Below are 2,863 nucleotides of genomic sequence, written 5' to 3'. Positions count from 1 at the left end.
CCGTCGCGATCCCGGTCGCGCCGAGCACGTTGCGCACCATGCCGGGCGCGCCGAACGCCTCCGGGTGCCCGGGAACGGCCAGCGCGAGGGCCGCGGCGGCCGGGACGGTGAGCGCGAGCACGTGCGCCAGCCGGCGGGGCCACCAGGGCCGGACCGCCGTCCGGTCGAGCTCGTCCGCCGCGGCGTACAGGCTCGTCCCGATGGCCGACGAGACCAGCAGCGGGGCCAGCACCAGGACGGGGACGCGGGCGCTGTGGTCGAAGGTCGGCTGCGCCTGGATCCAGTGGGCGGCCCAGGCGGCGAGCAGGGCGACGCACGCCACGGCGGCGGCGGTACGGGGGAGGGCGCGGGAGCGGAGGTAGAGCGCGGGGAGGTTCACAGGGCCGGCACCTCCGAGGGGTCGCAACTGGTGCGGGTGGCCATGTAGCGGCCGAGCCAGGCGCGGCGCTCGGCGTCGGGCATGGCTTCGAGGCGGCGGAGCCCGGGGGACTTCTCCGCGCCGGGGGCCGGCCCGGTGGGGGCGAGCCACTGCCCGACAGCCTCGTCCGATGCCGGGTCACGGGGGCCGCCGTCGGCCTCGGGGTCACGCGAACAGTCCCGCATCGTCATGTTGGCCGCCACCTGCCAGGCGTAGTCCTCCGTATCCCGCAACCGCCCGCGCACGAGGTACCAGCCGGGGTTGGGCGGCGGGATCCACGCCTCGTCCGGGCCGTGCAGGGGCAGCCGGGCGACGTAACGCCCGGGTGCGCCCGCCACCCCCTCCAGCCGCCCGGTCAGTCCCGACAGCGCCTCGGCGACCTGGGGCAGCAGATGCGCCCGGCGCTCGCTCAGGCAGATCTGCGGGCTCCCGTCCGTGCAGACGAGGCGGTCGGCCGCCGGGTCGTCCGGGAACAGCCCGTCGCCCGTGGACACGATCAGCGGGGCGACGACGGCCGCCACGGCGAGCGGCACGAGGGCGGTGAGCCTGCGCCGGGCCGCTACGGCGGTGAGCGCGGCGGCCGCGAGCCCGCCGGTCCAGGCGGCCATGGCGGGTGCGTACCACCACACGGGCAGGCTGTTGTCCAGTGCGTACTGCACGGCCGGGTCGAGGTACTGCGCCGGGGATTCCGAGTAGTTCGGCACCCCGAGCACCAGGTACATCAGCGCGGCGAGCACGGGCGCGGCCAGCCGCCACCGGCACAGCACACCGGAGGAGAACCCGAGCAGCGCCACGGCCGCCAGGAAGGCGCCGTCCACCACGGCGAGCGAGAGGAGCGGGCCGCCGCCGCCCGCGTACGGCCAGGTGGCCAGCAGCGCGATGGCCAGCCCGAACGCGTACCCGGCGACCGCCCACAGCGCGACCGGCAGCGCGGCCACCGCCCTCCGCGACCACCGGGCACGCGGCGTCGAGCGCCACAGCTCATCGGTCGAGCGCCGGTGGTCGCGGGCCCCCTGCCAGCAGGCCGCCGCGGCCACCAGCGGACCGGCGAGCAGGGTGGCGCCGGAGTGCAGGAGGCTCTGGGTCTCGATCCAGTCGCCCTGCCAGTCGTCGGCCTTGGCGGCCATGGTCACGCCGATCACGAGCGCCGTGGACAGCCCCGTCCACGGGCCGATGCCGCGCCGCGCCTCGGCGCGCAGCGGCGGGAGCGCCGGGCCGGAGGGCTTCCGCCGCACGGGGACTTCGGTGAGGGTCATCGGGCGCCCGCCGTCGTTCGGTGGGAGCGCAGGGCCGTGGTGTAGCCGCGCTCGACCGGGCTGCCGTGGAGCGCGTCGGGGTCGTCGCCGTCCTTGCCGAGGGCCGCCAGTTCGCGTGTCGTCCCCCGGTACGCGACGCGGCCCGCTTCGATCAGGGTCACGTCCTCGCAGGCCGCCACCACGTCCTCGACCAGGTGGGTGGAGAGGATGACCGTCGCGTGCTCCCCGAGGTTCCGCATCAGGGCGCGGAACTCGACGCGCTGTTCCGGGTCGAGCCCGGCGGTCGGTTCGTCCAGGAGCAGCAGCTCCGGTTCGTTGACGATCGCCTGGGCGATGCCGACGCGCCGGAGCATGCCGCCGGACAGCGTCTTCATCCGGGAGTCGATCCGGTCGGCGAGACCCACGCGTTCCACCGCGCGCTCCACGGCGCCGGCCACCCGGGCGCCGTCCATCTCCTTGAGCCACGCCACGTAGGCGACGAACTCGCGGACGGTGAAACCGGCGTAGTAGCCGAACTCCTGCGGTAGATAGCCCAGCCTGCGCCGGACCTCCGCCCGCGCGCGGTGGTCGGACGCCGACCCCACCTCGGCGCCCAGCAGCTCGATCCGTCCGGCGTCCGGCGCGGCGGCCGTGGACAGGACGCGGATCAGCGAGGTCTTGCCCGCCCCGTTGGGGCCCAGGAGCCCGTGCACGCCGGGCCCGAAGACGAGATCGACGGAGTCCAGGGCGGTCCTGCGGCGGTGCCGCACCGTCAGCCCCGACACCTCGACGGTGCTGTTCACGCGATCACGCTCATGACGTCTCCAGATGGTCGAAGGATCGGCGGCGCAGGACGAGCAGCGCCGCGCAGAGCACGGCCGCCCCCGCCCACGCGCCCTGTGCGGGGAGCCCCGCGAAGTAGTGGAGCGCCGTCGGCGTCCGGTCGAGGAGCACCGACGGGGACGTGTCGAGCGCCGGTACGGTGACGGCGGCCGCCCAGCCCGTCGCGACGACGAGGGCCGCGTTGCGGCAGCCGACGTACGAGCCGAGCCCCAGGGCCGCGAGCGTCAGGGCGAGCCCGGGCAGCAGCCAGGCCAGCGGGCCCGGTCCGCCTGCCGACGCGGGCAGCACCGCCCACGCCAGGGCGAGCGCCGGGACGGTCGCCCCGAGCACCGCCGCCGTCCTGGTCAGCAGCAGCCGCAGCCCGCCG

General features: G+C 76.2%; 2 protein-coding genes and 2 pseudogenes. All 4 read right to left on the bottom strand.

Annotated elements, in window-relative coordinates; translation table 11 throughout:
- Positions 1-379: pseudogene (locus G3I41_RS14170) on the bottom strand (hypothetical protein); the annotation flags it as partial.
- Positions 376-1,674, bottom strand: coding sequence for a hypothetical protein (locus tag G3I41_RS14165; RefSeq protein ID WP_164400562.1), 1,299 nt, complete (start codon positions 1,672-1,674; stop codon positions 376-378). The gene G3I41_RS14165 and the pseudogene G3I41_RS14170, both read right to left, overlap by 4 nt.
- Positions 1,671-2,456 (bottom strand): ABC transporter ATP-binding protein, encoded by a 786-nt coding sequence (locus G3I41_RS14160; RefSeq protein ID WP_343242120.1) that lies wholly within the window; start codon positions 2,454-2,456, stop codon positions 1,671-1,673. Before G3I41_RS14160 ends, G3I41_RS14165 begins: the two co-directional genes overlap by 4 nt.
- A gap of 10 nt (positions 2,457-2,466) precedes the next feature.
- Positions 2,467-2,863, bottom strand: a pseudogene (locus G3I41_RS14155) (hypothetical protein); the annotation flags it as partial.

The organism is Streptomyces sp. SID9727 (assembly GCF_010550605.1).
Taxonomy (GTDB): Bacteria; Actinomycetota; Actinomycetes; order Streptomycetales; family Streptomycetaceae; genus Streptomyces.
The sequence above is the reverse complement of the archived record's forward strand: the minus strand, read 5'-3'. Positions and strand labels throughout refer to the sequence as shown.